The sequence below is a fragment of the Streptomyces sp. 63XJN7_1_ISO-PGPR-S23-121 genome (assembly GCF_056173025.1).
On the sequence record NZ_CM149653.1, the window covers coordinates 1,849,212 to 1,870,708 of the forward strand.

Sequence of the window (21,497 nt, forward strand, 5' to 3'; positions counted from 1 at the left end):
GACTTCCGGCCGCGCTCGGGAGCTACTCCGGCAGGGGCTGCGGGGGCCTCGGCCCCGAGTACAGACCGCTCGGTCGCATGCGCAGGGGGCGCTCCCCGTACTCCTCGAGCGCGTGCGCGATCCAGCCCGCCGTACGGGCCACCGCGAAGATCGTCTCGCTGGCCGAGGCGGGCATGGCGGACGAGGCGGTGAACACGGCGAGTGCCAGGTCGACATTGGCGTGCAGGGGCGTGTGGCGGGCGGTGGTGGCCACTACGTCACGGGCCGCCGCGAGGGCGGGCGCGGCCCCGGGGATGTCCTCCAGGAGGGCGAACAGGGCACGCGCGCGCGGGTCCTCCCCGGGGTAGAGCCGGTGACCCAGCCCCGGGATCCGGCGGCCGGCCCGCAACTCCTCCGCGACCACCGGCGCCGCGCTGCCCTGGTCGAGCACCTCCAGCAGCATCCGGTGGGCGAGCCCGCCGGCCGCGCCGTGCAACGGCCCCTCGATCACGCCGAGCCCGGCGGACACCGCCGCGTACGCGTGCGCCCGCGCCGACGCGGCGACCCGCACCGCGAGCGTGGAGGCGGCCAGGTCGTGGTCGACGAGCAGGGAGAGCGCGGTGTCGAGGACGTGCAGCGACGCCTCGTCGGCGGCGTGTCCGCTCAGCCGGGTCCACAGCCGGTGGGCGATCGGTCCGCGGTCGGCGTGGCCGCACCGCACGGGCGGCAGCGCGTCGACCAGGGTGGGGATGAGGACGCGGGCGGTGCCCAGCACGGCGTCCTCGGACAGGTCGAAGCGCAGCGGGTCCGCGGCCGCGGCGGCGATGGCCGCGACGCGCAGCCGGTCGGTGGGGCCGGCGTGTTCGGGCAGGGCGGCGACGGCCCGGCGGGCGACCGCCACCGAGGCCTCCGGTGCCGTGAAGGAGACGCCGGGGCGCGACCGGCCCGTCCACAGCCACTCGGCGACCTCCTCGTAGCTGTGCCGCGTGGCGAGGTCCACCGCGTCGACGCCCCGGTAGTAGTACCGGTCCTTCTCGATGAGCGTGATGCGGGTCCGCACGGCCAGTTCCTGTCCGGAGGCCTGGGCGGGACCGCTCTCGCGCCGGTTGCGGCGGGCGAGCGTCCGCACCTCCTCGGCGTCGAAGGTGCTGCCCCGGCCGCCCGGTGCGCGCCGGCTGCCGAGCTGACCGCGGCTGACGTACGCGTACACGGTCTCGGGCTTCACGCCCAGCAGCTCGGCGGCCTCCCGGGTGGTCAGGCGCCGCTCGGTGCCGGCGGAGTGTCCGGGGTCTTGATCGCGCATGGGGGTCACCGTATCGATGCTCGGGGCCGGGTCCTGCGGCATATTGACTCAATCAATATTGACAGGTGGATAGTCAACTATAGACAGTTGTATTGAGTTCAGGGAGGCGAACATGTCCGTCAACGTGCCGCGAGGACTCGCGGGAGTCGTGGTCACCGACACCGAGGTCGGTGACGTCAGGGGCCTCGAGGGCTTCTACCACTACCGGCAGTACTCCGCCGTCGAGCTGGCGAGGACCCGGAACTTCGAGGACGTCTGGTACCTCCTCGTCAACGGCGAACTGCCCGACGCGCGGAGCGGCGCCGCCTTCGCTGCCGCGACCGCGGCACTGCGGCGGCTGCCCGACGAGGTGAGGACCGCACTGCCCGCCATAGCGGCGGCCGGCGGACGCTCCGGGCCGCTCGCCGGGATGCGCACCGCGCTGTCGCTGCTGGGCGCGGCCAAGGGGTTCACGCCGGTGTACGACCTGGACGCCGGCCGGCGCCGCCAGGACACCCTCGAGGCCGCCGCGGCCGTGCCGACACTGCTCACCGCGCTGCACCGGCTCGGGCGGGGACTCGACCCCGTGGAACCGCGCGAGGATCTCCCGTACGCCGCGAACTACCTGTACATGCTGACCGGCACGGAGCCGGACGAGCGGCGCACGCGGGCGGTCGAGCAGTACCTGATCTCCACCATCGACCACGGTTTCAACGCGTCGACGTTCACCGCGCGGGTCATCGCCTCGACGGGGGCGGACGTGGCTGCCTGCCTCGCCGGAGCGGTCGCGGCGCTGTCCGGTCCGCTGCACGGCGGGGCACCCAGCCGGGCGCTGGACACCCTGGACGCCATCGGCACGCCCGACCGCATCGACCCGTGGATCCGTGAACGGGTGCTCGCCGGCGACCGCATCATGGGATTCGGCCACGCGGTCTACCGCACGGAGGACCCCCGTTCCCGGCTGCTCCGCGAGGTGGCCCAGGGGTTCGGAGGGCCGCGCGTGGAGTTCGCGGTCGAGGTGGAGCGGCAGGTGGAGGCGATCCTCGCGGAACTGAAGCCCGGGCGCGAACTGCACACGAACGTCGAGTTCTACGCGGGCGTGGTCATGGAGCTGTGCGGTCTGCCGCGCGAGATGTTCACGCCGACGTTCGCGGCGGCACGGGTGGTGGGCTGGAGCGCGAACATCCTGGAACAGGCGGGGGACAGGAAGATCATCCGGCCGGCGGCGCGGTACGTGGGCCCGCGGGCGCCGGTCGGCGTGCCCGCGGCGGGCTGAGAAGGGGCGGGCGGGCCGGGAGGTCCACTCCTCGGCGACCTCGTCCGCTCGTATCCTGAGCAGTAGTTCCGTCCCCGTGGGTACACGCTGCCGCGGGACGGAGTACGCGCAGGTGAGAGAGAGGTCGCATGACGGGGCAGCGCCCGACTTCCCGGCAGATCCCGGTCGTCGTACTCGCCGGATTCCTGGGCTCCGGGAAGACCACCCTGCTCAATCACCTCCTGCACCGCAGCGGAGGCAGCCGCATCGGAGCCGTCGTCAACGACTTCGGCTCCATCGAGATCGACGCGATGGCCGTGGCCGGCGCCCTCGGCGACTCCACCGTCTCGCTCGGCAACGGGTGCCTGTGCTGCGCAGTCGACGCGAGTGAACTCGACGGGTACCTGGAGCGGCTGGCCCGGCCCGACGCCGGCATCGACGTCATCGTCATCGAGGCCAGCGGCCTCGCCGAGCCGCAGGAGCTCGTGCGCATGCTGCTCGCCAGCGAACAGCGGGAGATCGTGTACGGCGGTCTCGTCGAGGTCGTCGACGCCGCCGAGTTCGACGCCACGCGTGCGAGGCACCCGGAGATCGACCGGCACCTGGCGCTGGCCGACCTCGTGGTGGTGAACAAGACCGACCGGGTCCCGGACGCCGAGCGGACCCTCGCTCTCGTCCGTTCCCTCGCCGACCGCGCGGCCGTACTCCCCGCGGCCTACGGACGGGTCGACCCCGAGTTCCTCTTCGACTGCCGGCCCGGCGAGGAGCGTGTCGGGCAGCTGTCCTTCGACGACCTGTACGACCACTCGCCGGACGACGCGCACCCCGGCCATCTGCACACCGCCTACGACAGCGTGTCCTTCGTCTCCGAGACGCCCCTCGACCCGCGCCGGCTGATGGGGTTCCTCGACAGCCGGCCCGAGGGCCTGTACCGGATCAAGGGCTACGTCGACTTCGGGCCGCACGACCCGCGCAACCGGTACGCCGTCCACGCCGTCGGGCGTTTCCTGCGCTTCCGCCCCGAGCCCTGGCCGGCCGCAGGCCCGCGCCTCACCCAGCTCGTCCTGATCGGCGCCGGCATCGACGCGTCCGCGCTCGGCAAGGAACTGGACGCGTGCCGCAGCGACACCCCGCACGCCGACGAACACGGCATGTGGGGTGTCCTGCGCTACGTACCGGACCCCGAGGACGGCGATCCGGCGGAGCCGGACGGCGAGGAGTCACCGCCCGGCTCCTAGGGACCGATCCGAACGGCAGACCCTAGGCGGGGCCCGCCACCACCGCCACCGTCTTCGGCAGCGACACGCCGGAGCCGTCACGGCGCGGATCGACGTCCGGCAACTGGGCCGGGGTGCCGTTCTTCTGCGCGGCCCGGGCCGGCCGGGGACCCGCCCAGGCCAGGGCCAGGCAGTCCTCGCCCTTCAGGAACCGCTGGCAGCGCACACCACCCGTGGCCCGGCCCTTGCGCGGGTACTGGTCGAACGGCGTCAGCTTGGCCGTGGTCTGGACGGAGTCGTCCAGCGTGCCGCGCGAACCGGCGACCGTGAAGACGACCGCGTCCGCAGCCGGGTCCACCGCCGTGAAGGAGATGACCTTCGCGCCCTCGGTGAGCTTGATGCCCGCCACACCGCCCGCCGGCCGGCCCTGGGGACGCACCTGCGAGGCCCGGTAGCGCAGCAGTTGCGCGTCGTCGGTGATGAAGACCAGGTCCTCCTCGCCCGTGCGCAGCTCGGCCGCGCCGACGATCCGGTCCCCGTCCTTGAGCGTGATGACCTCCAACTCGTCCTTGTTGGAGGGGTAGTCGGGCACCACACGCTTGACGACGCCCTGCTCCGTGCCGAGGGCCAGACCCGGCGAGGACTCGTCCAGCGTGGTCAGGCAGACGACCGTCTCGTCGTCCTCCAGGGACACGAACTCCGCCAGCGGCGCGCCGCCCGACAGGTTCGGCGTCGGCAGCGGTTCCGGGAGCTGGGGCAGGTCGACCACGTTCACCCGCAGCAGCCGCCCGCCGGACGTCACCACGCCGATCTCGCCGCGGGCCGTGGCGGGCACGGACGACACGATCAGGTCGTGCTTGACGCGCTTGGCGCCGGCGTCCGTGACGAGGGGCGCGTCGTCCGCGGTGCGGGCCAGCAGGCCCGTCGAGGACAGCAGCACCCGGCACGGGTCGTCCGCCACCTGGAGCGGAACGGCGGCCACCGGGGTGCCGGCCGACTCCAGCAGGAGCGTGCGCCGGTCGGTGCCGAACTTCTTGGCCACCGCAGCCAGTTCGGCCGAGACCAGCTTGCGCAGCTCCGCGTCCGAGTCGAGGATCCGGGTCAGCTCCTCGATCTCCGAGTTGAGCCGGTCCTTCTCCGCCTCGAGCTCGATGCGGTCGTACTTGGTCAGCCGGCGCAGCGGCGTGTCCAGGATGTACTGGGTCTGGACGTCGCTCAGCGAGAAGCGGTCCATCAGGCGCTGCTTGGCCTGCGCGGAGTTCTCGCTGGAGCGGATGAGGCGGATGACCTCGTCGATGTCGACCAGCGCGGTGAGCAGGCCCTCGACGAGGTGGAGACGGTCGCGGCGCTTGGTGCGCCGGAACTCGCTGCGGCGCCGTACGACATTGAAGCGGTGGTCGAGGTAGACCTCCAGCAGCTCCTTGAGGCCCAGGGTGAGGGGCTGGCCGTCGACGAGGGCGACGTTGTTGATGCCGAAGGACTCCTCCATCGGCGTCAGCTTGTAGAGCTGCTCCAGGACGGCCTCGGGCACGAAGCCGTTCTTGATCTCGATGACCAGGCGCAGTCCGTGCTCGCGGTCGGTGAGGTCCTTGACGTCCGCGATGCCCTGGAGCTTCTTCGAGCCGACCAGGTCCTTGATCTTCGCGATGACCTTCTCGGGTCCGACCGCGAAGGGCAGCTCGGTGACGACCAGGCCCTTGCGGCGGGCCGTCACGGTCTCCACGGACACCGTCGCGCGGATCTTGAACGTGCCGCGGCCCGTCTCGTAGGCGTCCCGGATGCCCGGCAGGCCGACGATCCGGCCGCCGGTGGGCAGGTCGGGGCCCGGCACGTGCTTCATCAGGGCTTCGAGGTCGGCGTTCGGGTGCCGGATCAGGTGCCGGGCGGCCGCGATCACCTCGCGCAGGTTGTGCGGCGGCATGTTCGTGGCCATGCCGACCGCGATGCCGGAGGCGCCGTTGACCAGCAGGTTCGGGAAGGCGGCGGGCAGGGCCACCGGCTCCTGCTCCTGGCCGTCGTAGTTGGGGCCGAAGTCGACGGTGTCCTCGTCGATCGACTCCGTCATCAGGCTGGTCGCCTCGGCCATCCGGCACTCGGTGTACCGCATGGCGGCCGGCGGGTCGTCGTTGCCCAGCGAGCCGAAGTTGCCGTGGCCGTCCACCAGGGGCACGCGCATGGAGAAGGGCTGGGCCATGCGGACCAGGGCGTCGTAGATCGACGCGTCACCGTGCGGGTGCAGCTTGCCCATGACCTCGCCGACGACGCGGGCGCACTTCACGTAGCCCCGCTCGGGCCGCAGGCCCATCTCGTTCATCTGGTAGACGATGCGGCGGTGCACCGGCTTGAGGCCGTCGCGGGCGTCCGGGAGCGCACGGGAGTAGATGACCGAGTACGCGTACTCGAGGAAGGAGCCCTGCATCTCGTCGACGACGTCGATGTCGAGGATCTTCTCCTCGTACGAGTCGTCGGGCGGCGGGGTCTTCGTACTACGGCGGGCCATCGCTGCCGGCTCCTTGCTGAAGCGTGAACGGTGATCTGACGCGGTCCATTGTGGACCGCGGCACTGACAGCGGCCGACCAGGCCCGTCACGCCCGGCCCGGCGCTGCCCGCAGGGTACGCCCTCGCCCCGTCGTCCCGTCCCCGGCGGCCCGCCGGTCGCGTGCTCGCTCTCGGCGTACGGGGACCGGGAACTCCACCGGCGGCCCGCACGCTTGCATACAGTGGCAGGACCGGCGGAAACTCCGCGGTTCCGCCCGATGATGCCACCGAGATTTCCGCGATCGAAGGGACGTACATGCCCATGGGTCACACGGCCACAGCCCAGGCAGGCTCCGGCGGCCTGACAGCGACCGAGCACCGCCTGGCCAACGGCCTGCGCGTGGTGCTCTCCGAGGACCACCTGACCCCGGTCGCGGCGGTGTGCCTCTGGTACGACGTCGGCTCGCGACACGAAGTCAAGGGGCGCACCGGCCTGGCTCACCTCTTCGAGCACCTGATGTTCCAGGGCTCCGGCCAGGTCAAGGGCAACGGGCACTTCGAGCTGGTGCAGGGAGCCGGGGGCTCGCTCAACGGCACCACCAGCTTCGAGCGCACCAACTACTTCGAGACGATGCCCGCCCACCAGCTGGAGCTCGCCCTCTGGCTGGAGGCGGACCGCATGGGCTCCCTGCTCGCCGCCCTGGACGAGGAGTCCATGGAGAACCAGCGGGACGTCGTCAAGAACGAGCGCCGCCAGCGCTACGACAACGTGCCCTACGGCACCGCGTTCGAGAGGCTGACCGCCCTCGCGTACCCGGAGGGCCACCCCTACCACCACACGCCGATCGGCTCGATGGCGGACCTGGACGCGGCGACGCTGGAGGACGCGCGCGCGTTCTTCCGCACCTACTACGCGCCGAACAACGCGGTGCTGTCGGTCGTCGGCGACATCGACCCGGAGCGGACGCTCGCCTGGATCGAGAAGTACTTCGGCTCCATCGCCTCCCACGACGGCAAGCCCGCCCCCCGGGACGGTTCGCTGCCGGACGTCATGGGCGAGGAGCTGCGGGAGGTCGTCGAGGAGGAGGTGCCGGCGCGCGCCCTGATGGCCGCCTACCGGCTGCCCGAGGACGGCACGCGCGCGTGCGACGCGGCCGACCTGGCGCTGACCGTGCTGGGCGGCGGCGAGTCCTCCCGCCTGTACAACCGGCTGGTGCGCCGCGACCGCACCGCCGTCGGGGCGGGCTTCGGGCTGCTGCGCCTGGCCGGGGCGCCCTCTCTGGGCTGGCTCGACGTGAAGACCTCCGGCGACGTCGAGGTGCCCGTCGTCGAGGCCGCCATCGACGAGGAGCTGGCCCGGTTCGCCGAGGAGGGGCCCACGGCCGAGGAGATGGAGCGCGCGCAGGCCCAGTTGGAGCGCGAGTGGCTGGACCGGCTCGGCACGGTCGCCGGCCGCGCCGACGAACTGTGCCGGTACGCCGTCCTGTTCGGCGACCCGCAGCTCGCCCTCACCGCCGTGGGGCGGGTGCTGGAGGTGACGGCCGAGGAGGTCCAGGAGGTCGCGAAGGCCCGTCTGCGCCCCGACAACCGCGCGGTGCTCGTCTACGAGCCCACCGCCCCCGCCGACGAGACCGACGCCGACGAGACCACCGTCACCGTCACCGTGACCGACGCCACCGACGAGAACGAGGAGGCGGCCAAGTGACCGAGCTCGCCACGATGGAATTCCACTCCCAGCCGCAGGCCGGCGAGCCCAAGCCGTGGGCGTTCCCGGCACCCGAGCGCGGCAGCCTCGACAACGGCCTCACCGTGCTGCGCTGCCACCGTCCCGGCCAGCAGGTCGTCGCCGTCGAGGTGTCGCTCGACGCCCCCCTGGACGCCGAGCCCGCCGGCCTGGACGGCGTGGCCACGATCATGGCGCGGGCGTTCTCGGAGGGCACCGACAAGCACTCCGCCGAGGAGTTCGCCGCCGAGCTCGAGCGCTGCGGCGCCACCCTCGACGCGCACGCGGACCACCCCGGTGTCCGGCTGAGCCTGGAGGTGCCCGCCTCGCGCCTCGCCAAGGCCCTCGGTCTGGTCGCCGACGCCCTCAGGGCGCCCGCGTTCGCCGACAGCGAGGTCGAGCGGCTGGTGCGCAACCGGCTCGACGAGATCCCGCACGAGCTGGCCAACCCCTCCCGCCGCGCCGCCAAGGAGCTCTCCAAGGAGCTGTTCCCGGCGGACTCGCGCATGTCGCGCCCGCGCCAGGGCAGCGAGGAGACGGTCGCGGACATCGACGCGGCGGCCGTCCGCGCCTTCTACGAGAAGCACGTCCGCCCCGCCACCGCCACCGCGGTCATCGTCGGCGACCTCACCGGCATCGACCTCGACGAGCTGCTCGGCGACACCCTCGGCGCATGGACCGGCTCCGCCGCCGAGCCGCGCCCGGTGCCGCCGGTGACCGCCGACGACACCGGACGGGTCGTCATCGTGGACCGCCCCGGCGCCGTGCAGACGCAACTGCTGATCGGCCGCACCGGAGCCGACCGGCACGACCGCGTGTGGCCCGCCCAGGTACTCGGCACGTACTGCCTCGGCGGCACCCTCACCTCACGCCTGGACCGCGTCCTGCGCGAGGAGAAGGGCTACACCTACGGCGTGCGGGCGTTCGGGCAGGTCCTGCGGTCCGCCCCCGACGGCACGGGCGCCGCGATGCTCGCCATCAGCGGCTCCGTCGACACGCCCAACACGGGTCCGGCGCTCCAGGACCTGTGGACGGTGCTGCGCACGCTCGCCGAGGGCGGACTCACCGACGCCGAGCGCGACGTCGCCGTGCAGAACCTGGTGGGCGTGGCGCCGCTGAAGTACGAGACGGCGGCCGCCGTCGCGAGCACGCTGGCCGACCAGGTCGAGCAGCACCTGCCCGACGACTATCAGGCCACGCTGTACCGCCAACTGGCCGCCACTGGCACCGTGGAGGCCACCGCTGCGGTCGTCAACGCCTTCCCGGTGGACCGTCTGGTGACGGTCCTCGTCGGCGACGCGGCGCGGATCAGGGAGCCCGTCGAGGCCCTCGGCATCGGTGAAGTCACCGTCGTGGCCGCCGAGTAGCGGCACGGGTGCGCGACGGCCCTGGTGACCCGAATGTCACCAGGGCCGTCCGATGTCCGAATTGGGGGAGAGGCTGCCCGTCTGCCCTGTGGCGTGCGCTACAAAAACCGTGTTGCGTTTGAGAATTGAAGACAGCCGCGTCTAGCGTCGTCCGGGCTGTTCGTCAGGCAGTGCGCCGCACCCGCGGCACCGGACAGTCATCGCCGAGTCCCCGTACGGCGCGAGCCAGGGGAGCCGGGGACCCATCGCAGTCCCTGGGGTGAATCGGACGCCCGCGCTCCGGCGAGGGGGTCCGTAGGAGACCTTCCTGCTCCGAACCCGTCAGCTAACCCGGTAGGCGAGAGGGAAGGAAAGGACCAGCCTCTACATGGCGTTCACGCGCGCCACCGGGAAGCACCGCCGTCCCAGCCGCATGCACCGCACCACCGCCCGCGCGGCGGGCGTCGCGGCCCTCGCCACCACCGGCGTCGTCGGCACCCTCGCGGCCCCGGCCCTCGCCGCCGAGCCCGAGGTCGAGCAGAGCGGACTCACCCCGGTCGTCACCATCGGCGACTCCATCGCCCACGAGATCGACGCCCAGGCCACCGCGCAGAAGCAGGCCGCCCTGGACGCCGCCGCCCGCGAGGCGGCCATGGAGGCCGCGCGCGAGCGGGCCGCCGAGGCCGCCGAGGAGGCGCGCGAGGCCAAGGAGCGTGCCGCGCGCGAGGCGGAGCGCGAGCGCCTCAACACCTTCGTGGCGCCGATCGCCGGCTCCTACGTGTCCACGGCCTACCAGGCCGGCAGCTCCCTGTGGTCCTCCGGCAGCCACACCGGCATCGACTTCCACGCCTCGACCGGCGCCTCGGTGCACGCGGTCGGCGTCGGCACCGTCGTCGAGGCCGGCTGGGGCGGCGCCTACGGCAACCAGGTCGTGATCAGGATGCACGACGGCACGTACACCCAGTACGGCCACCTGTCGTCCATCGGCGTCTCGGTCGGCCAGTCGGTCGGCGCCGGCCAGCAGATCGGTCTCTCCGGTGCCACCGGCAACGTCACCGGCCCGCACCTGCACTTCGAGGCCCGCACGAGCCCGGAGTACGGCTCGGACATGGACCCCGTCGCCTATCTCCGTTCCCACGGCGTGAACGTCTGACGACGGACGGTACGGCACGCGCAGGGCCCCGGCTCCCCGAGCCGGGGCCCTGCTGTATTTCCGTGCGGGCCCGCACCACCCTGCCGGATTCGTTTCCGGCCCGGGAAAGTTCAAAAAATATCCCTGAATTCCCTCGGCCCCTCCGAAAGTGCGGTTCATTGGCCTAGAGTCACGGAACACGCGTCCATTGTCGACGTTTCACGGGGATCAGGGCGGAGGTCGGACATGCGCATTCCGGCGCACTCGGTGTGCACGGCGATCCGGGACGACATCGTCGCCGGCGTCCACGGGCGCGGCAGCCGGCTCACCGAGGAACTGCTCGCGCGCCGCTACGGCGTCTCCCGCGTCCCGGTCCGCGAGGCGCTGCGCACCCTGGAGGCCGAGGGCTTCGTGGTGACCCGGCGGCACGCGGGCGCGTGCGTCGCCGAACCCACCGAACAGGAGGCCGCCGACCTGCTCGAGACCCGCACGCTCCTGGAGCCCCTCGGTGCCTCCCGCGCGGCCCGGCGCCGCACCGAGGCCCATCTCAAGGTGCTGCGCGGCCTGGTCAGGCTGGGTCAGGAACGCTCCAGGCAGGGCCACGGCGAGGACCTGCGCGCGCTGGGCGGCTGGTTCCACGAGACCCTCGCACAGGCCGCCGGCAGTCCTTCCCTCACGGCGATGCTGATCCAGCTGCGCCGCAAGATCGACTGGATGTACCTCGTGGACACGGTGCCCGGCGCGGCGGAGCAGTGGGCGGAGCGCGGCGCGGTCGTCGACGCGGTGGCACGGGGCGACGGCGACCGGGCGCGAGCGCTCATGGCGCTGCACGCCGAGCGGTCGGCGGCGGCGCACCGGTTGCGCTTCACGTCCGGCGACCGCCCCGACGGCGTGAGAAATGCGCAACGTCCCGTAAATACGCCGGTGCTCCGGCATTGACACGGGTGCCGTATACAAAAGCGGGGTAATTCACGGGGCTTATTCGTGCTGTCCGGAATCAGGGGCGGCAAAAGGCCCGCCCGGTGGTCCGGGCGGGCCTTTCGTGTGCCGTCACATCAGACGGTCTCGGGAAGCTCCTCGAGCCCCTCGGAGACCAGCTTCGCCAGCCGGTCCAGGGCGGCGTCCGCGCCCTCGGCGTCCGAAGCGAGGACGATCTCCTCGCCGCCCTGGGCGCCCAGGCCCAGGACGGCCAGCATGGAGGCCGCGTTGACGGGGTTGCCGTCGGCCTTGGCGATCGTCACCGGGACGCCTGTGGCCGTGGCGGCCCGGACGAAGATGGAGGCGGGGCGGGCGTGGAGGCCCTCGGCCCAGCCGACGTTGACGCGGCGCTCAGCCATGTGTTGCTGCCCTTCAGGTGTTCAGGTTGTCTAGACCAGTTTCCCACATCGTGAAGCATGGCCGGACGGCCGTGCGCCGCCCCGGGTGGCCGTCGGGCCGCGGCCTCGGCCCGGGCTCCCGTTCCACAGACTGCCCCGCGCCGTTGTCGTACGCGAGCCGTACTCTGGGGCCCATGCAGACCTCGTCGGACCGGCACGAGTACCCCGCCCACTGGGAGGCCGACGTGGTGCTGCGCGACGGCGGCACCGCGCGCGTCCGCCCCATCACCGTTGATGACGCCGAGCGCCTGGTCAGCTTCTACGAGCAGGTCTCCGACGAGTCGAAGTACTACCGCTTCTTCGCGCCGTACCCTCGCCTGTCCGCCAAGGACGTCCACCGCTTCACGCACCACGACTTTGTGGACCGGGTGGGACTCGCGGCCACCATCGGCGGCGAGTTCATCGCCACCGTACGCTACGACCGGATCGGCGCCGGCGGTGCGCCCGCGTCGTCCCCCGCCGACGAGGCCGAGGTCGCCTTCCTCGTCCAGGACGCCCACCAGGGCCGGGGTGTCGCCTCCGCGCTCCTCGAGCACATCGCCGCCGTCGCCCGGGAGCGCGGCATCCGCCGCTTCGCCGCCGAGGTGCTGCCCGCGAACACCAAGATGATCAAGGTGTTCATGGACGCCGGGTACACCCAGAAGCGGAGCTTCGAGGAGGGTGTGGTCCGCCTCGAGTTCGGTCTCGAGCCCACCGACCGCTCCCTGGCCGTGCAGTACGCGCGCGAACACCGCGCGGAGGCCCGGTCGGTGCAGCGCCTGCTCCAGCCCGGCTCCGTAGCCGTCATCGGAGCCGGCCGCACCCCCGGTGGCGTCGGCCGCAGCATCCTCGGCAACATCCGGGACGCGGGCTACACCGGCAGGCTGCACGCGGTGAACGCGGCCCTCCCCGAAGAGGTGAAGGAGCTCGACGGGGTGCCCGCCCGACGCTCGGTGCGCGACGTCGACGGGCCCGTCGACCTCGCGGTCGTCGCCGTGCCCGCCGAGCGCGTCCCCGAGGTGGTCACCGAGTGCGGCGAACACGGTGTGCAGGGCCTCGTCGTGATCTCCGCCGGGTACGCCGACAGCGGCCCCGAGGGACGCGAACGCCAGCGCGCCCTCGTGCGCCAGGCGCGCTCGTACGGCATGCGGATCATCGGACCCAACGCCTTCGGCGTCATCAACACCGCTCCCGGGGTGCGGCTCAACGCCTCCCTCGCCCCGGAGATGCCGCGCCCCGGCCGGATCGGTCTGTTCGCCCAGTCCGGCGCCATCGGCATCGCCCTGCTCTCCCGGCTGCACCGGCGCGGCGGCGGGGTGACCGGCGTCACCGGCGTGTCCAGCTTCATCTCCTCCGGCAACCGGGCCGACGTGTCCGGCAACGACGTCCTCCAGTACTGGTACGACGACCCGGAGACCGACGTCGCGCTGATGTACCTGGAGTCCATCGGCAACCCCCGCAAGTTCACCCGCCTGGCCCGGCGCACGGCGGCGGCCAAGCCGCTGGTCGTGGTGCAGGGCGCCCGGCACGGAGGCGTCGCGCCGCAGGGCCACGCGGTACGGGCGACGCGGCTGCCGCACGCGACGGTCTCCGCGCTGCTGCGGCAGGCCGGGGTGATCCGCGTCGACACGATCACCGACCTCGTCGACGCGGGCCTGCTGCTCGCCCGCCAGCCGCTGCCCGCCGGACCACGGGTGGCGATCCTCGGGAACTCCGAGTCACTGGGGCTGCTCACCTACGACGCGTGCCTGTCGGAGAGCCTGCGGCCGCAGCCTCCGCTGGACCTGACCACGGCGGCCTCCCCGCAGGACTTCCACGCGGCCCTGTCCCGGGCGCTGGCCGACGACACCTGCGACGCGGTGGTGGTGACCGCCATCCCGACGGTGGGGGAGGGGGCGGCCGGGGACGCGGCGCTGGCCGAGGCGCTGCGCTCGGCGGCGGCCGCGGTGCCCGACAAGCCCGTCCTCGTGGTCCACGTGGAGCTGGGTGGCCTCGCCCAGGCCCTGTCCGCCGCGGCGAGCACCGCACCGCAGGCCGCCCCGGGCACCTCGGCAGCAGTGGCCGCCCCGGAGGCACCAGGCACCCCGGATGCCCCCGAAGCCCCGGAAGCCCCGGACACCCCGAACGCATCGGAAGCACCGACCGCCCCGCGCACCCCGGGCGGCACCCTCGCGCCGGAGCCGTCCGCCGGCGCCCCGGCGGCCCCCGAGGGAGCCCGCCTCATCCCCGCCTACCCGGCCGCCGAGCGCGCCGTCCGCGCCCTCGCCCAGGCCGTGGCCTACGCGCAGTGGCGCCGCGACGCCGCCGAGCCCGGCAGGGTCCCGGAGTACGACGACATCGACGAGAAGGGCGCCGCCGGGCTGATCGGCGGACACCTCGCGCGCGGACAGGGACTCACCCTCGGTGCCGAGGAGACCTGCGAGCTGCTCGGCCGGTACGGCGTCCACGTGCACCGCGCCCTGCCCGCCCCCACCCCCGACGACGCCGTCGCCGCCGCCGGGACCCTCGGCCACCCCGTCGCCCTCAAGGCCACCGCCCCGCACCTGCGCCACCGTGCCGACCTGGGCGGCGTACGCCTCGACCTCGCGGACGAGGAGCAACTGCGCAGGGCGTACGCCGAGTTGACCGAGCTCTTCGGCAAGCCCGAGGAACTGCGGCCGGTGGTGCAGGGCATGGCGCCGCGCGGCGTCGACACGGTCGTGCGGGCGGTCATCGACCCGGCCGCCGGAGCGGTGCTCTCCTTCGGCCTCGCGGGGGCGGCAACCCAGCTCCTCGGCGACATGGCGCACCGGCTGATCCCGGTGACGGACCGGGAGGCCGCCTCCCTGATCCGCTCGGTCCGTACCGCGCCCCTCCTCTTCGGCTGGCGCGGCTCGGCCCCGGTCGACGCCTCCGCCCTGGAGGAGCTGCTGCTGCGGGTGTCCCGGCTGGTCCACGACCACCCGGAGGTCGTCGCGGTCACACTCGAACCGGTCGTCGTCGCCCCGGACGGACTGAGCGTCCTCGGCGCCTCCGTCCGCCTCGCGCCCCCGCCCGCCCGGGACGACCTCGGCCCGCGGACGCTGCCCACGTACTGACCGCGCGCGGCCCCACCCGGGGCGGGGACCCGGCGGCCGTCGCACGGGCGTCCCGGGCAGTCAGTGGGCCCCCGTAGGATGGACGGCATGGCCAAGACCAGTACGACGACCCAGGGGCTGCGAGCGGCGATCGAGCGCAGCGGCTACTACCCGGCCCTCGTGGCCGAGGCGGTGGAGGCCGCCGTGGGCGGCGAGCCCATCCGGTCGTACCTGGTCCACCAGGAGACCACGTTCGACCAGAACGAGGTGCGCCGGCACGTGACCGTGCTGGTGCTCACGGGCAACCGCTTCATCGTCAGCCACACCGACGAGCAGGCCGCCGACGACACCTCCCCGACGCCCTACGCCACGACGTCCACGGAGTCGGTCAAGCTCGGCCGGATCTCGTCCATCGTCGTCAGCCGCGTGGTCGCCAACCCCGAGCAGTACAAGCCGGGCACCCTGCCCCGCGAGATCGTGCTGACCATCGGCTGGGGCGCCGTCTCCCGGCTCGACCTGGAGCCGGCCGCCTGCGGCGACCCGAACTGCGAGGCCGACCACGGCTACACCGGCAGCTCGACGGCCGACGACCTGAGCCTGCGCGTCAGCGAGGCCGGGGACGGCCCGGAGACGGTGCGCCAGGCGCTCGCCTTCGCCCAGGCCCTCTCCGAGGCGACCGCGGACTCCCCCCGCTGATGGCGCAGCACGCCACCTGGGACACCCACCCGGAACCGCTGCCCCTCGACTCCGCCCCCGTGCCCGAGTACGGGAGCGGTTCCCTCGCCGACCTGCTGCCCACGCTGGCCGCCGGCCTCGGCGTCCCCGGCATGACCGCGGGGATCACGGAGCTGACCCCCGCCGACCGGAACTGTGTGTTCCTGATCGACGGCCTCGGCTGGGAGCAGCTGCGCGCCCACCCGGACGAGGCCCCCTTCCTGAGCTCCCTGCTCGGCAGCTCGCGCGGTGGCACCGGCCGCCCGATCACCGCCGGCTATCCGGCGACCACCGCCACCTCCCTCGCCTCCGTCGGCACCGGCTTGCCGCCCGGCGCCCACGGCCTGCCCGGGTACACCGTGCTCAATCCGGACACCGGCGCGCTGATGAACCAGCTGCGCTGGCAGCCCTGGACCCCGCCGGCCGCCTGGCAGCCGTACCCGACCGTCTTCGGCCTCGCCCAGCAGGCGGGCGTGCACGCCGCCCAGGTCTCCTCCCCGACCTTCGCCAACACCCCGCTGACCAAGATCGCCCTCAGCGGCGGCGCCTTCCACGGCCGGCTCTCCGGCGAGGACCGCATGGACCTCGCGGCCGAGCAGCTGGCCGGGGCCGACCGCGCCCTCGTCTACACCTACTACGCCGAGGTCGACGGCGCCGGCCACCGCTACGGCGTGGACTCCGACACCTGGCGCGGCCAGCTGATGCACGTGGACCGGCTGGCCCAGCGCCTGGCCGAGCAGCTGCCGCCGCGCAGCGCCCTCTACGTCACCGCCGACCACGGCATGATCGACGTCCCCTTCGACGAGGACCACCGCATCGACTTCGACGAGGACTGGGAGCTGAAGGCGGGCGTCGCCCTCCTCGGCGGCGAGGGCCGCGCCCGGCACGTGTACGCCGTCCCCGGCGCCCACAACGACGTGCTGACCTGCTGGCGCGAGGTGCTCGGGGAGCAGTTCTGGGTGGCCTCGCGCGACGAGGCCGTCGAGGCCGGCTGGTTCGGCCCGCGCGTCGACGACCGGGTGTACGGCCGCATCGGCGACGTGGTGGCCGCCGCGCGCGACGACGTCCTGCTCATCGCCTCCGAGCGGGAGCCCAGGGAGTCGGCGATGGTCGGCAACCACGGCTCGATGACTCCCGCCGAGCAGCTCGTCCCCCTGCTCGAAGTACGCTCCTGACTCCCCGCCCGCACGTCCGGACCCCTCCCCCCTCGCCGAAAGGTGCTCGACCTCCCATGCCCGAGCTGGTGTTCTTCTCCGGAACGATGGACTGCGGGAAGTCCACGTTGGCGCTGCAGATCGCGCACAATCGTTCCGCCCGCGGGCTGGAAGGGCTGATCTTCACCCGTGACGACCGGGCCGGTGAGGGCAAGCTGTCGTCGCGCCTGGGGCTGGTGACCGACGCGGTGGAGGCGGGCCCCGGGTTCGACCTGTACGGCCACGTGGTGGACCGGCTCCAGCGGGGCGGCCGGATCGACTACGTCATCGCGGACGAGGCGCAGTTCCTGGCTCCCGAGCAGGCCGACCAGCTGGCCCGCGTCGTGGACGACCTGGAAATGGACGTCTACGCCTTCGGCATCACCACCGACTTCCGCACCCGGCTCTTCCCCGGCTCCCAGCGGCTGATCGAACTCGCCGACCGGGTCGAGACGCTGCAGGTCGAGGCGCTGTGCTGGTGCGGCGCCCGGGCCACGCACAACGCGCGCACGGTCGGCGGCGTGATGGTGGTCGAGGGCGAGCAGGTCATGGTGGGCGATGTCGCCCACCAGCCCGACGAGATCGGCTACGAGGTGCTGTGCCGGCGCCACCACCGCAAGCGGATGACCAGCGCGACGGCCCGGGCAGGGGCGCTGTCGCCGGACGTGCTGCCGGTGGGCTCCGCCTGAACGGCCCCGGCGGGTCGGCGGGCGGGCCCGCGGGGGAAGCGGGGAGCCACCGACGCCGTCGGGACGACGCCCGCCGTGGGGGCGCCGGACTTCAGGGTGAGGGTCGCAGTGCCCGTCCCCGCGCCTCGCTCGCGGGTCGCGGCGGCCGGACGCGCGCCGGCCGCCGTCTCCGGCGTGGCCATCAGCGGGCCGCCCGCTCGTCCTCGCCCGCGATCTTGCCGGTGCTCAGGGCGATGCGGTTCCAGGTGTTGATGGTGAAGATCAGGGCGAGGACGCGGGCCAGCTCCGTCTCGTCGAAGTGACGGGCGGCCCGCGCGTACACGTCGTCGGGGACGCCCCCCTGGGAGACGAGCGTGACGGCCTCGGTCAGGGCGAGGGCGGCCTGCTCCCTCTCCGTGAAGAAGTTCCGGGCCTCGCGCCACACGCCGATCATGTGCAGCCGGGCCTCGTCCTCGCCGGCCTTGCGGGCGTCGGAGGTGTGCATGTGGAGGCAGTAGGCACAGCCGTTGAGGAGCGAGGCACGGATCTGGATCAGCTCGACCAGGGCCGGGTCGATGCCCTCCCGGGCGGCGGCGTCGAAGCCGATGAGGGCCCTGAACGCCCGGGGGGCGGCCTTGGCGAAGTCCAGGCGCGGGACGGGGCCCCGAGTGGTCGTGGGGGCGGCGGCCCGGAGGGGCGTGCTGTTCGTCATGACCACGAACCTACGGTCGGGAAAGACCTCGATTAAGGTGCATTCCCATGGCGGAATCATGGGTCAATTCGGCGGAGCGCATCGGCAGCGACCTGCACCTGGACCTGTCCGGTCCGGGCGGTCGCCGTGCCGTGCTCATCCGCGCCCTGCGGGACGCGGTGCGTGAGGGACGGCTGGCGCCGGGCACCCGGCTGCCGCCCTACCGCTCGCTCGCCGCGGACCTGGGCCTGGCCCGCAACACCGTCGCCGACGCCTACGCCGAACTGGTCGCCGAGGGCTGGCTGACCGCACGGCAGGGCTCCGGGACCCGGGTGGCGGACCGCGCCGCGCCGCCCGCGCGCCCCCGGACACCGAAGCCCGCCCCAGGACGGCCCGCCGCCCCCGCGCACGACCTGCGCCAGGGCACCCCGGAGGCCGCCTCCTTCCCCCGCACGGCGTGGCTCGCCGCTGCCCGGCGGGCGCTGGGCGCCGCACCCGACGAGGCCTTCGGGCCCGGCGATCCGCGCGGCCGCGTCGAGCTGCGCCGCGCGCTCGCCGGCTATCTGGCGCGGGCCCGAGGGGTGCGCGCCGACCCGGAGCGGATCGTGGTGTGCTCCGGCTTCGCCCACGCGCTGCGGCTGCTGTTCGCGGGCTCGCGCGGCGCGGGCGGCGGGGTGCTGCGGGGTCCCTTCGCCGTGGAGTCGTACGGACTCGGCTTCCACCGCGAGATCCTGGAGGGTTCGGGCGTGCGCACGGTGCCGCTGGCCCTGGACGGCGGAGGGGCCCGGGTCGGCGAACTGGCCGCGCGGCCACGGCTGCGCGGCGTGCTGCTCACCCCCGCGCACCAGTTCCCGACGGGCGGCCCGCTGCACCCGGCCCGGCGTGCGGCGGTCGTCGACTGGGCCCGCACCAGCGGCGGCCTGGTCCTCGAGGACGACTACGACGGGGAGTTCCGCTACGACCGCGAGCCCGTCGGCGCCCTGCAGGGCCTGGATCCCGAACGGGTCGTCCACCTCGGCTCGGTCAGCAAGAGCCTGTCCCCGGCCGTGCGGATCGGCTGGATGGTCCTGCCCGAGCACCTCGTCGACGGCGTGCTCGCCGCCAAGGGCGAGCGGGAGGCGTGGGCGAGCGTCCTCGACCAGCTGACGCTCGCCGACCTCATCGACTCCGGACAGTACGACCGTCACATCCGCCGCATGCGGCAGCGTTACCGGCGTCGCCGCGACCTGCTCGTCACCGCCCTCGCCGAACGGGCCCCGCACATCACGGTCACCGGCATCGCGGCGGGCCTGCACGCAGTGCTCCGGCTGCCGCCCGGCACGGAGGCGTCCGCGGTCAAGGCCGCCTCCTGGCAGGGGGTCGCGCTGGACGGCCTCGCCGGGTTCCGCCATCCGAGGGCCGCCGTGCCGGCCGGTGACGGTCTGGTCGTCGGCTACGCCACGCCGGCGGAACACGCCTACCGGGCGGCGCTCGAAGCGCTGCTCCGGGCCCTGCCGCCGTCCGACGCCTGAACCGCCCTGCGGTGGGTGGGGTTGACGAGTCGTCAGGCGGTGGGCGTCACTGTTCCCGTCCCGCTTCCACGTGATCGGAGAAGGCATGAAGTCCCGCTCCCGACGTCCCGCCCGCGCCCCCCGCGCCCTCCGTGCACTCCGCGCCCACCGGGTCCGCACCGCCGTCCTCGCCACCGCCCTGCTGGCCGTGGCGGCACCGGCGTCCGCCCTGGACGGGGGCGCCCCCGGGTCCCGGGCCCCGGCGGTGCCGTTGCGGGTGGCCACCTACAACATCCACGCCGGAGCCGGCACCGACCAGGTCTTCGACCTGGACCGCACCGCCGAGGCCGTACGCGCGCTGCGGGCCGACGTGATCGGCCTCCAGGAGGTCGACGTGCACTGGGGAGCGCGCAGCGACTTCGTCGACGAGGCCCGCGCCCTGGCCGGGAAGCTGGGCATGCGGGTGTACTTCGCGCCGATCTACGACCTGGACCCGGCCGGCCCCGAAGGCGAACGCCGGCAGTACGGCGTCGCCGTCCTGAGCCGTCATCCGATCCTCGCGGCGGAGAACCACGAGATCACCCGGCTCTCCACCCAGACCTCCAAACCGGTGCCGGCCCCGGGGCCCGGCTTCGCCGAGGTGACGGTCGACGTGAAGGGCTCGCACGCGCACGTCTACGTCACGCACCTCGACTACCGGGCCGACCCCACGGTCCGGGCGGCCCAGGTGTCGGACATGCTGAAGGTGCTGGCCGCCGACCGCGGACCGAAGATCCTCGTCGGCGACTTCAACGCCGAGCCCACGGCCCCGGAACTGGCGCCGCTGTGGGAGAAGTTGCGGGACGCGGCCCCCGGCGGCGGGGCGACCTACCCGGCCGTCGACCCGGTCAAGCGCATCGACCTGGTCACCGTCTCGCCCGACGTCACCGTGGTGGGCGCCCGGGAGGTGGCCACCGACGCCTCGGACCACCGTCCCGTGGTCACCGACCTGAGGCTGCACCGGCGCGGCCGCTGAACCACCCGCCGGACACGCCGACGTGGCGACGGGTCACGGCCCGGCCGCCCTACCGAACGGGTTAGCCCCCCGCACGGCCACGTCCCTCGTCGCACGGCCCGCACCACGGGCGCCCGGAGCCGGCCGGATCGGTGTCGCCCCGAGTCCGGGCCGGCGCCAGGCGGTGCGGCCACCGGACCGGGCTCCTGCCGGAGAAGCGGCCGTCCGACAAGAGTTTCGCCGGGGTGACGGCCTCCTTGGAGCCCCGGGAGGGGCCGATCCGGCCACCGTCGGCTCTTCCCCGCGAGCGCGGGCGAGCTCGTCGACCGGCAGGGCTGGCCGTGGACGAGAAGCCGCACAGCGGGGACGCCCGGCTTCAGGACGTCACACGCACGTGTTCTTGCTCCAGGTCTTGGCGGCGCGGCCCGGTAGGGCCTGCCAATGGACCACGGCACACTGGAAGTTCTGCCGTGTCTCGTCACCGGCGGTGTACTCGTAGGACGTCGGGTAGCCCATCCACCCCGCCTCACATCCCTGACCGCACCAGTAGTCACCGATGGCTCCCCATACGGGCCATGCCCCGCTGCGAGGGGACCAGTAGATGGTCCCGTTCTGGAACTGCGTTCGGCGGCCGATCCCGTCGGGGTTGACCAACTCCTCCGTGAGCGGACAGCCGAGCGATCCTCTGGGGCCGTCCATCGCGATGTACCGCTTCTCGATGTCGCCCACCACCTTGAAACCGCAGTAGTTGTCGTCGGCCTGCGCGGCCGACGAGGCCGACACGACGAGCGTGCCGGCCAGCATGGCGAGCAGGCCCACGGCCGAAGCCGCCTTTCCCGGCTTCCTGGTCCGGCCGACTACCCGAATACGCGTCATACGCCCTCCCTCGTGGTGATCCAAACAGGTGCCGTACCTCGTGGAAG

17 protein-coding genes and 1 riboswitch are annotated in these 21,497 nt (G+C 73.4%); of the genes, 12 read left to right on the plus strand and 5 right to left on the minus strand.

Annotated features, from left to right (window positions below; all coding sequences use genetic code 11):
• Positions 1 to 22 precede the first annotated feature (22 nt).
• Positions 23 to 1,282 (minus strand): citrate synthase, encoded by a 1,260-nt coding sequence (locus AC0VYN_RS08465; protein ID WP_475535422.1) that lies wholly within the window; start codon positions 1,280 to 1,282, stop codon positions 23 to 25.
• A gap of 112 nt (positions 1,283 to 1,394) precedes the next feature.
• Here AC0VYN_RS08465 and AC0VYN_RS08470 point away from each other — a divergent pair, with 112 nt between their 5' ends.
• Both AC0VYN_RS08470 and AC0VYN_RS08475 read left to right on the plus strand, forming a co-directional pair.
• A complete protein-coding gene (locus AC0VYN_RS08470; RefSeq protein WP_475535423.1) occupies positions 1,395 to 2,537 on the plus strand; it encodes a citrate synthase/methylcitrate synthase in 1,143 nt (380 codons plus the stop codon).
• A 128-nt stretch (positions 2,538 to 2,665) separates the two neighbouring features.
• Positions 2,666 to 3,754, plus strand: a complete 1,089-nt coding sequence (locus AC0VYN_RS08475) for a CobW family GTP-binding protein (protein WP_475535424.1) — start codon at positions 2,666 to 2,668, stop codon at positions 3,752 to 3,754.
• Between the two features lie 22 nt (positions 3,755 to 3,776).
• On the opposite strand, the gene AC0VYN_RS08480 is transcribed toward AC0VYN_RS08475, so the two are convergent.
• Entirely contained in the window at positions 3,777 to 6,233 is a 2,457-nt protein-coding gene (locus tag AC0VYN_RS08480; RefSeq protein WP_475535425.1) for a DNA gyrase/topoisomerase IV subunit A, read from the minus strand.
• A 295-nt stretch (positions 6,234 to 6,528) separates the two neighbouring features.
• Here AC0VYN_RS08480 and AC0VYN_RS08485 point away from each other — a divergent pair, with 295 nt between their 5' ends.
• The 4 genes from AC0VYN_RS08485 to AC0VYN_RS08500 all read left to right on the plus strand — a co-directional run bounded on the left by AC0VYN_RS08485 (position 6,529) and on the right by AC0VYN_RS08500 (position 11,352).
• On the plus strand, positions 6,529 to 7,917 hold the full coding sequence (locus AC0VYN_RS08485) for a M16 family metallopeptidase (protein ID WP_475535426.1): 1,389 nt from the start codon (positions 6,529 to 6,531) through the stop codon (positions 7,915 to 7,917).
• Positions 7,914 to 9,302: a M16 family metallopeptidase gene (locus AC0VYN_RS08490; protein ID WP_475535427.1), complete on the plus strand. Its 1,389-nt coding sequence runs from the start codon at positions 7,914 to 7,916 to the stop codon at positions 9,300 to 9,302. The genes AC0VYN_RS08485 and AC0VYN_RS08490 overlap by 4 nt, the downstream gene beginning before the upstream one ends.
• Before the next feature lie 191 nt (positions 9,303 to 9,493).
• Positions 9,494 to 9,657: riboswitch (cyclic di-AMP (ydaO/yuaA leader) on the plus strand.
• A gap of 12 nt (positions 9,658 to 9,669) precedes the next feature.
• Entirely contained in the window at positions 9,670 to 10,434 is a 765-nt protein-coding gene (locus AC0VYN_RS08495; RefSeq protein ID WP_386923171.1) for a M23 family metallopeptidase, read from the plus strand.
• 225 nt (positions 10,435 to 10,659) lie between these two features.
• A complete protein-coding gene (locus tag AC0VYN_RS08500; protein WP_385469834.1) occupies positions 10,660 to 11,352 on the plus strand; it encodes a GntR family transcriptional regulator in 693 nt (230 codons plus the stop codon).
• Between the two features lie 116 nt (positions 11,353 to 11,468).
• Here the strand turns inward: AC0VYN_RS08500 and AC0VYN_RS08505 are convergent, their stop codons facing one another.
• Positions 11,469 to 11,750, minus strand: coding sequence for an HPr family phosphocarrier protein (locus AC0VYN_RS08505; RefSeq protein ID WP_019755624.1), 282 nt, complete (start codon positions 11,748 to 11,750; stop codon positions 11,469 to 11,471).
• Between the two features lie 173 nt (positions 11,751 to 11,923).
• On the opposite strand from AC0VYN_RS08505, the gene AC0VYN_RS08510 reads away from it, so the two are divergent.
• The 4 genes from AC0VYN_RS08510 to AC0VYN_RS08525 all read left to right on the plus strand — a co-directional run bounded on the left by AC0VYN_RS08510 (position 11,924) and on the right by AC0VYN_RS08525 (position 17,420).
• Complete coding sequence (locus AC0VYN_RS08510) at positions 11,924 to 14,845, plus strand: bifunctional acetate--CoA ligase family protein/GNAT family N-acetyltransferase (protein ID WP_475535428.1); 2,922 nt, start codon at positions 11,924 to 11,926, stop codon at positions 14,843 to 14,845.
• Positions 14,846 to 14,932: 87 nt separating this feature from the next.
• Complete coding sequence (locus AC0VYN_RS08515) at positions 14,933 to 15,520, plus strand: DUF5998 family protein (RefSeq protein WP_189231843.1); 588 nt, start codon at positions 14,933 to 14,935, stop codon at positions 15,518 to 15,520.
• Complete coding sequence (locus AC0VYN_RS08520) at positions 15,520 to 16,713, plus strand: alkaline phosphatase family protein (RefSeq protein ID WP_475535429.1); 1,194 nt, start codon at positions 15,520 to 15,522, stop codon at positions 16,711 to 16,713. The genes AC0VYN_RS08515 and AC0VYN_RS08520 overlap by 1 nt, the downstream gene beginning before the upstream one ends.
• Positions 16,714 to 16,769: 56 nt before the next feature.
• Entirely contained in the window at positions 16,770 to 17,420 is a 651-nt protein-coding gene (locus tag AC0VYN_RS08525) for a thymidine kinase (protein WP_451691276.1), read from the plus strand.
• 181 nt (positions 17,421 to 17,601) lie between these two features.
• Here the strand turns inward: AC0VYN_RS08525 and AC0VYN_RS08530 are convergent, their stop codons facing one another.
• Complete coding sequence (locus tag AC0VYN_RS08530) at positions 17,602 to 18,111, minus strand: carboxymuconolactone decarboxylase family protein (protein ID WP_475535430.1); 510 nt, start codon at positions 18,109 to 18,111, stop codon at positions 17,602 to 17,604.
• Between the two features lie 47 nt (positions 18,112 to 18,158).
• Here AC0VYN_RS08530 and pdxR point away from each other — a divergent pair, with 47 nt between their 5' ends.
• Both pdxR and AC0VYN_RS08540 read left to right on the plus strand, forming a co-directional pair.
• Positions 18,159 to 19,601 (plus strand): MocR-like pyridoxine biosynthesis transcription factor PdxR, encoded by a 1,443-nt coding sequence (gene pdxR, locus AC0VYN_RS08535; protein ID WP_475535431.1) that lies wholly within the window; start codon positions 18,159 to 18,161, stop codon positions 19,599 to 19,601.
• Positions 19,602 to 19,686: 85 nt separating this feature from the next.
• Positions 19,687 to 20,595, plus strand: a complete 909-nt coding sequence (locus AC0VYN_RS08540; RefSeq protein ID WP_475535432.1) for an endonuclease/exonuclease/phosphatase family protein — start codon at positions 19,687 to 19,689, stop codon at positions 20,593 to 20,595.
• Positions 20,596 to 20,958: 363 nt separating this feature from the next.
• On the opposite strand, the gene AC0VYN_RS08545 is transcribed toward AC0VYN_RS08540, so the two are convergent.
• Complete coding sequence (locus AC0VYN_RS08545; RefSeq protein ID WP_475535433.1) at positions 20,959 to 21,450, minus strand: LGFP repeat-containing protein; 492 nt, start codon at positions 21,448 to 21,450, stop codon at positions 20,959 to 20,961.
• Positions 21,451 to 21,497: the final 47 nt, after the last annotated feature.

What these genes read in the sequence shown, in the direction of transcription:
- AC0VYN_RS08465 (WP_475535422.1), bottom strand. Translation starts at nt 1,282, where the DNA reads ATGCGCGATCAAGACCCCGGACACTCCGCCGGCACCGAGCGGCGCCTG.
- AC0VYN_RS08500 (WP_385469834.1), top strand. Translation starts at nt 10,660, where the DNA reads ATGCGCATTCCGGCGCACTCGGTGTGCACGGCGATCCGGGACGACATC.
- AC0VYN_RS08540 (WP_475535432.1), top strand. Translation starts at nt 19,687, where the DNA reads ATGAAGTCCCGCTCCCGACGTCCCGCCCGCGCCCCCCGCGCCCTCCGT.
- AC0VYN_RS08485 (WP_475535426.1), top strand. Translation starts at nt 6,529, where the DNA reads ATGCCCATGGGTCACACGGCCACAGCCCAGGCAGGCTCCGGCGGCCTG.
- AC0VYN_RS08520 (WP_475535429.1), top strand. Translation starts at nt 15,520, where the DNA reads ATGGCGCAGCACGCCACCTGGGACACCCACCCGGAACCGCTGCCCCTC.
- AC0VYN_RS08515 (WP_189231843.1), top strand. Translation starts at nt 14,933, where the DNA reads ATGGCCAAGACCAGTACGACGACCCAGGGGCTGCGAGCGGCGATCGAG.
- AC0VYN_RS08545 (WP_475535433.1), bottom strand. Translation starts at nt 21,450, where the DNA reads ATGACGCGTATTCGGGTAGTCGGCCGGACCAGGAAGCCGGGAAAGGCG.
- AC0VYN_RS08480 (WP_475535425.1), bottom strand. Translation starts at nt 6,233, where the DNA reads ATGGCCCGCCGTAGTACGAAGACCCCGCCGCCCGACGACTCGTACGAG.
- AC0VYN_RS08510 (WP_475535428.1), top strand. Translation starts at nt 11,924, where the DNA reads ATGCAGACCTCGTCGGACCGGCACGAGTACCCCGCCCACTGGGAGGCC.
- AC0VYN_RS08530 (WP_475535430.1), bottom strand. Translation starts at nt 18,111, where the DNA reads ATGACGAACAGCACGCCCCTCCGGGCCGCCGCCCCCACGACCACTCGG.
- AC0VYN_RS08475 (WP_475535424.1), top strand. Translation starts at nt 2,666, where the DNA reads ATGACGGGGCAGCGCCCGACTTCCCGGCAGATCCCGGTCGTCGTACTC.
- AC0VYN_RS08525 (WP_451691276.1), top strand. Translation starts at nt 16,770, where the DNA reads ATGCCCGAGCTGGTGTTCTTCTCCGGAACGATGGACTGCGGGAAGTCC.
- AC0VYN_RS08470 (WP_475535423.1), top strand. Translation starts at nt 1,395, where the DNA reads ATGTCCGTCAACGTGCCGCGAGGACTCGCGGGAGTCGTGGTCACCGAC.
- AC0VYN_RS08495 (WP_386923171.1), top strand. Translation starts at nt 9,670, where the DNA reads ATGGCGTTCACGCGCGCCACCGGGAAGCACCGCCGTCCCAGCCGCATG.
- AC0VYN_RS08505 (WP_019755624.1), bottom strand. Translation starts at nt 11,750, where the DNA reads ATGGCTGAGCGCCGCGTCAACGTCGGCTGGGCCGAGGGCCTCCACGCC.
- pdxR (WP_475535431.1), top strand. Translation starts at nt 18,159, where the DNA reads ATGGCGGAATCATGGGTCAATTCGGCGGAGCGCATCGGCAGCGACCTG.